The sequence below is a fragment of the Mycobacterium sp. genome, from assembly GCF_035499775.1.
Lineage (GTDB): Bacteria > Actinomycetota > Actinomycetes > Mycobacteriales > Mycobacteriaceae > Mycobacterium.
Genome location: NZ_DATJYB010000003.1, coordinates 1 through 6825 on the forward strand (window position 1 = coordinate 1; position 6825 = coordinate 6825).

Below are 6825 nucleotides of genomic sequence, written 5' to 3' on the forward strand. Positions count from 1 at the left end.
TGCTATTCCGCTCCGTCGAGGAGACCGCGGCGGGTCTGGGTCCCGACGGGTCACGGTGGCGCCGGCTGTTCGGCTGGTCCTCGGCGAGGTTCGATGCACTGTCTGAAGACATCATGGGACCACTGCTGCGGGTGCCCTACCTACACCCCTAGTGGTGTGTCATACGAATAAGTATGCGATTGGCTGGTAGCCTTGGCGAATGAGCGCAGCATCAGCCCCGCCTTTGGCGATGTCGGTCGGTCAGCGACATGCGTTGGAGGTGTTGGCTCGCGCGCGGTCGGCGCCGCATCGACAGGTGCAGCGGGCCAAGGCGTTGCTGTTGGCCGCCGACGGCGTGGCCAACACTCGGATCGCCGATGAGGTCGGTGTGACTACGGTGACGGTGCGTGCCTGGCGGAATCGGTTCGTCGAGGAAGGTCTGGCCAAGCTCGGAGAGGTCCGCGAGGGGCGCGGACCGAAACCGTCGATCCCCGTCGAGAAGGTCGAGGAGATCGTGGAAGCCACGCTGCAGTCCAAGCCCAAGGGCGAAACCCATTGGAGCACACGGTCGATGGCCAAGCATGCCGGTGTCAGCCGGAATACTGTGCAGCGGATCTGGAAGGCACGTGGGCTGAAACCGCATCTGGTGGACACCTCCAAGATCTCCAACGATCCGGCGTTCGAGGACAAGCTCACCGACGTCGTCGGTTTGTATCTGAACCCACCGGAGTCTGCGGTGGTGCTGTGTATGGACGAGAAGTCCCAGGTGCAGGCGTTGGACCGCACCCAGCCGTCGCTGCCGATGAAGAAGGGCCGCGCCGGCACCATGACCCACGACTACAAACGCAACGGCACCACCACGCTGTTCGCGGCGCTGAACGTGCTCACCGGCGTGGTGATCGGCCAATGCCTGCCCCGGCACCGCCACGAGGAGTTCCTGAAGTTCCTCGGCACCATCGATCGGGAAGTACCGAAAGGTCTTGCCGTGCACCTGATTCTAGACAACTACGCCACCCACAAACACCCGGACGTGCAACGCTGGCTGGGCCGGCACAAACGGTTTCGCCTTCATTTCACCCCGACATCGTCGTCGTGGCTGAACCTGGTCGAACGCTGGTTCCGTGAACTCACCGACAAGGCACTGCGCCGCGGCAGCTTCAACTCCGTGCCCGGCCTCATCGCCGCCATCGAGGAATACCTCGACGCCCACAACGGCGACCCGAATCCGTTCGTCTGGACCGCCACAGCGGAATCCATCCTGGAAAAGGTCCGCCGCGGCCGCGTGACCCTCGAACAAGTAGTTACTCAATGACGGGACACACCACTAGCAGGCGCCAACAACGCCCGGGATCTGCTGGTTCGTAAGAACATCTGAACCCCGGCGGGTCGCGTTCAACACGGCGATGGTGAGCCGGCCGAACGGTTTTGAATGCGCGGTCGACGCCGGGGCAGCGCCCGGGTTCATTTGCCGCCAAACGCGGCGTTGGAACGTGCTCGTCGGAATCGCGCGACACAGGATTCCGGCTGCGAACCATTGCCTCGGCCAACGAAAATCTCGACGACAGGTGCGTGCGGTCGCTGTCCTGGCCGGGGAAGCACGAAACCCAAATGAACACCAACAGGCTGACATTCGGACAAAGCTGTGGAAGAGCGTCGCCTTTTAAGCAACGCCACCGGTCCCGACAAATCCAGCGCGATGTCCAGCTCCAACTTAGCTTTAGTCCGGTTACCGCCAGCCAATGGCACGGCTACTCAGCGGCCCGCTGTTTCCACGCCAGCCCCCGAACCGCCCGCCGCGAATCTTCCGGGCTGCTGTGATTTTTCGAGTTGGTCCGCCTGCTCCGCGGCGGCGAGCGCTCCGCTCGTCTGGTTCTGCACCTTTTCCATCGCCAGCCGGGCATAGATCATCTGGCTGGTGATCGCCGTCTGGCCGCGGCTATGGCTGATGAATGTGATGAACCAGGCGATGAGCGTGGTGAAGCGGTTCTTGAATCCGACCAAGTAGACAAGGTGCAGCGCCAGCCAGGCGAGCCACGCGACGAAGCCACCGAATTCGAATTTGCCTACCTGCGCGACCGCACTGAACCGCGACACCGTCGCCATGCTGCCCTTGTCGCGATACTTGAACGGCGTCCGCGCCGCCGGGTCGTCGTGGCCCTTGAGTGATCGCTTGACCAACGTGGTCGCATAGCTGGCGCCCTGCATCGCCCCCTGGGCCATGCCCGGAACCCCGGGCACCGACATCAGGTCGCCCACGACGAAGACATAGGGGTGGCCTTTGATCGTGAGGTCGGGCTCAACGATCACGCGCCCCGCGCGGTCGGTCTCGGTGCCGTCGGACTGCTCGGCGATCAGCTTGCCGAGCGGACTCGCCTGAACACCTGCAGACCACACCTTGCACGCGCATTGGATGCGGCGCTCGGTGCCGTCCTTCTCCTTGATCGTGATGCCCATGTAGTCGACGTTGGTCACCATCGCATTGAGCTGGATCTCGACGCCCATCTTCTCCAGCCGGTGCCGTGCCTTGAGGCCGAGCTTCTGGCCCATCGGCGGCAACACCGCCGGCGCGGCGTCGAGCAGGATCACGCGGCAATCGTTCGGCTTGATCGTGCGGAACGCCCCGGCCAGTGTGCGATCGGCGAGTTCGGCGATCTGGCCCGCCAATTCGACACCGGTCGGCCCAGCGCCGACAACGACGAAGGTCAGCCGGCGTTCGCGCTCGGCGTGGTCGGTGGTTACCTCCGCCGCCTCGAACGCGCCCAGAATCCGTCCGCGCAGCTCCAGGGCGTCATCGATGGTCTTCATGCCCGGTGCGTAGGTCGCGAACTGGTCGTTGCCGAAGTAGGACTGCTGGGCGCCCGCGGCGACGATGAGGCTGTCGAACGGCGTGACGGTGCGCATTTCCATCAGCTTCGATGTGACAGTGTTTGATTGGAGATCGATCGATTCCACCTCACCCAGCAGCACCTGGGCATTCTTTTGCTTGCGCAGGATCAGTCGGGTGGTCGGCGCGATTTCGCCCTCGGACAAGATGCACGTCGCCACTTGGTAGAGCAGCGGCTGAAACAGATGGCTGGTCGTCCTCGAAATGAGAGTGACATCGACATCGGCCCGCTTCAGCGCCTTGGCTGCAGTCAGGCCGCCGAAGCCGGACCCGATAATGACGACGTGGTGGCGCCTGGCGGCGGCCGAGGGCGTGTTCATCGTGCTCCTTCAGACTCAGCGGTGACGTCAAAGTCACCGTCAGCCACTACGATGGGTGCCGCATTTGGCGCACATCGCATCGCCCCGGTCATCCAGCCGCAATGCTGCGCTGGAAAACCGGACGTTGGGTTGGCAAACTGTAACGGGTCTGGCTAGCCGCGACGATGTCGCTGACCGACCAACTCTCGAGGTGCAGTTGTCATCCCGAGACAACCCGAGCAGAAGTGGTTCACCGGGGTGTTGACGCGCAGAGTGCTGATCACGGCGGGCGTCCCGCAGGGGTTACCTCGGCTGGAAGCCGTTTTGACCTGTACGACCGAATGACCACCGCGCCGCGAAGCCGGCTTGACTTTGGCCCAGCCGGTCGAGTGTCGGCGGATCACTAGACACTCCGGCCGCTCAGTCAGAAGCTTCGTATCGGGACAGCTGTCGCTGGCTCAGTCATCGTGCTGTGACCGATGGATGCTGTCGACGACACTCTGATTCCCGTTATGGGCGAACCGCACTGGATTCAGCCAAGCCGGACTGCAGCAGAACTAGACCCGACTTCCGTCTCGCGGGCTTCCCGCTCCGCCGACCCGTTCCGCGACGGTTGCGTTTGATCGAGAGATGCGATTCGATCGCTTTGTAAGGACGCGATGGCGTGGTCGTCGGTTCGGTTGATCAGAACGACAACCAGCACGCAGGGGAGTGTCGGACAACAGCTGTGGGCCGATGGACGCCGGAAAGCCTGACCACTAGTGCTTGGTCCTCGATGCCGACAGGCAGCGGCTGTTGTCGCAGCGAGTCATCAACGATGAGGCCGCGCTGCGGGAGTTGATCAGCCCGATCACGACGCTGGGTGACGGCGGTGAGGTGACGAGGGAGATCAATCTCGACGGCGGTGGGGCGGCCCTGCTGATCGCTTTGCTGATCGCGGCAGAGCAGCGGCTCCTACCGCGGTGATGGCAAGACCCACGCCAAAGACGCTGCGGTGATCGCCGATTTGGTCCGGATGCGTCGGGATTTGCAGCCGCTGCGTCGCGCGTACGATATCGCGGTGGAGCTGCGCATCCTTACCGTCCGACGCACCGATCTTGTTGCCTATCGCACACGGGCGATCAACCGGGTGCGCGCCCGGCTGGAATACCTTCCCGCCCTGGAACGCGCCTTCGACTACGGCAACAGCAAGGCCTCGTTGATTCCTGCTGACCGACTACCAGACTCCTGACGCGCTGCGCCCGCCGGTGCCGTCAGGCTGGCCGCCTGGCTCCGCAAACGCGCCCCGCAATGCTTCTGCTGTCGCGTCCGCGGACGCGGCGACGGAGGCGGTCGGCGACGGTCACACCTTCCGCAGCGGCCCTCAGTAAACCGCAGCATGATGCGCTATCGGCTTGTCCACATCCGCGAACTCACCGTTGGTGTGTCTGGCATCGGTCCCACGCGTTAGCCTTTAGGCGGCTGAAATGCGGGTAAGAGCCCGGGCGACAACGCACGACACCAGACGGGGCGCCGCAGGAAGTGGCAGGCCGTTGACAGCGTGCTTGCCGGGTAGAAGGAATCGAGGCGAACAGCGGCCGTGAGCACCACAGGTTCACCATTCGGGCAAAACGAATGGCTGGTCGAGGAGATGTACCGCAAGTTCCGCGACGACCCTTCCTCGGTCGATCCGAGCTGGCACGAATTCCTGGTCGACTACAACCCGGACGCGGGTGCCGAGCCGGCGACCGTGGCCGGCGATGGCGGGGCACAGTCGGCCGCCGCGGAGGCAAAGTCCGCCGCGGCGCCCGCCGAGCCTGCCGCCGCGGCCCCCGCGGCTGTCACCCGGGCCGGGGGCAACGGGGCCGCCACTGCTTCCGCCGCCCCAACCCAAAGACCCAGCGCTTCCCGACCGGCCGAGGGCGACGAGGTCCAGGTGCTGCGGGGCGCCGCTGCGGCCGTGGTGAAGAACATGTCCGCGTCGCTGGACGTGCCGACCGCGACCAGCGTGCGGGCCGTTCCGGCCAAGCTGATGATCGACAACCGTATCGTCATCAACAACCAGCTCAAGCGCACCCGGGGCGGCAAGATCTCGTTCACGCATCTGCTGGGCTACGCGCTGGTGCAGGCGGTCAAGAAGTTCCCGAACATGAACCGGCACTACGCCGAGGTCGACGGCAAACCCAGCGCCGTCACACCGTCGCACACCAATCTCGGCCTGGCCATCGACCTGCAGGGCAAGGACGGCAAGCGCGCGCTGGTGGTGGCCGGCATCAAGGGCTGCGAGAACATGCGGTTCGCGGAGTTCGTCTCCGCCTACGAAGACATCGTGCGGCGCGCGCGCGACGGCAAGCTGACCGCCGAAGACTTTGCCGGAGTGACGGTTTCGCTGACCAACCCGGGTACCATCGGGACCGTGCACTCGGTGCCGCGGCTGATGGCCGGCCAGGGCGCCATCATCGGCGTCGGCGCGATGGAATACCCCGCCGAGTTCCAGGGCGCCAGCCCCGAACGCATCGCTGAACTGGGTATCGGCAAGCTGATCACCCTGACGTCGACCTACGACCACCGCATCATCCAGGGTGCGGAATCCGGCGATTTCCTGCGCACCATCCACGAGATGCTGCTCTCGGATGGCTTCTGGGACGAGATCTTCCGCGAGTTGAGCATCCCGTATCTGCCGGTGCGCTGGAGCACCGACAACCCGGACTCGATCGTCGACAAGAACGCCCGGGTGATGGAATTGATCGCGGCCTACCGCAACCGCGGCCATCTGATGGCCGACATCGACCCGCTGCGACTGGACACCACCCGGTTCCGCAGTCACCCCGACCTCGAGGTGCTCACCCACGGCCTGACGTTGTGGGATCTCGATCGGGTGTTCAAGGTCAACGGCTTCGCCGGTTGCGAGTACAAGAAGTTGCGCGACGTGCTGGGTCTGCTGCGCGACGCCTACTGCCGTCACATCGGTGTGGAGTACACCCACATCCTCGATCCCGAGCAGCAGCGCTGGCTGGAAGAGCGGGTGGAGACCAAACATGTCAAACCGACTGTGGCGCAACAGAAGTACATCCTGAGCAAGCTGAATGCCGCCGAGGCGTTCGAGACGTTCCTGCAGACCAAATACGTCGGGCAGAAGCGGTTCTCGCTGGAGGGCGCCGAAAGTCAGATCCCGATGATGGACGCCGCGATCGACCAGTGCGCCGAGCACGGCCTGGACGAGGTGGTCATCGGCATGCCGCATCGCGGCCGGCTCAACGTGCTGGCCAACATCGTCGGCAAGCCGTACTCGCAGATCTTCACCGAGTTCGAGGGCAATCAGAACCCGTCTCAGGCGCACGGCTCCGGCGACGTCAAATACCACCTCGGCGCCACCGGCGTGTACCTGCAGATGTTCGGCGACAACGACATTCAGGTGTCGCTGACCGCCAACCCGTCGCATCTGGAGGCCGTCGACCCGGTGCTGGAGGGCCTGGTGCGGGCCAAGCAGGATCTGCTGGACCGCGGGGCCAGCGACAGCAACGGCGAAAAGGCCTTCTCGGTGATGCCGATGATGCTGCACGGCGACGCCGCGTTCGCCGGCCAGGGGGTGGTGGCCGAGACGCTGAACCTGGCGAACCTGCCCGGCTACCGCGTCGGGGGCACCCTGCACATCATCGTCAACAACCAGATCGGCTTCACCAC

3 protein-coding genes and 1 pseudogene are annotated in these 6825 nt (G+C 64.5%); 3 read left to right on the forward strand and 1 reads right to left on the reverse strand.

The window, feature by feature from the left end:
• Positions 1 to 199 precede the first annotated feature (199 nt).
• Positions 200 to 1291: an IS630 family transposase gene (locus VML93_RS00095; protein ID WP_325606371.1), complete on the forward strand. Its 1092-nt coding sequence runs from the start codon at positions 200 to 202 to the stop codon at positions 1289 to 1291.
• Between the two features lie 440 nt (positions 1292 to 1731).
• Here VML93_RS00095 and VML93_RS00100 read toward each other — a convergent pair whose 3' ends face one another.
• The gene (locus VML93_RS00100; RefSeq protein ID WP_325606373.1) at positions 1732 to 3183 is read right to left on the reverse strand and encodes an NAD(P)/FAD-dependent oxidoreductase; all 1452 of its coding nucleotides are present in this window, start codon (positions 3181 to 3183) and stop codon (positions 1732 to 1734) included.
• 638 nt (positions 3184 to 3821) lie between these two features.
• Here VML93_RS00100 and VML93_RS00105 point away from each other — a divergent pair.
• Positions 3822 to 4529, forward strand: a pseudogene (locus tag VML93_RS00105) (IS110 family transposase); the annotation flags it as partial.
• A 263-nt stretch (positions 4530 to 4792) separates the two neighbouring features.
• Positions 4793 to 6825: multifunctional oxoglutarate decarboxylase/oxoglutarate dehydrogenase thiamine pyrophosphate-binding subunit/dihydrolipoyllysine-residue succinyltransferase subunit (locus VML93_RS00110; protein WP_414686246.1), on the forward strand; the 2033-nt coding region annotated here is incomplete at its 3' end.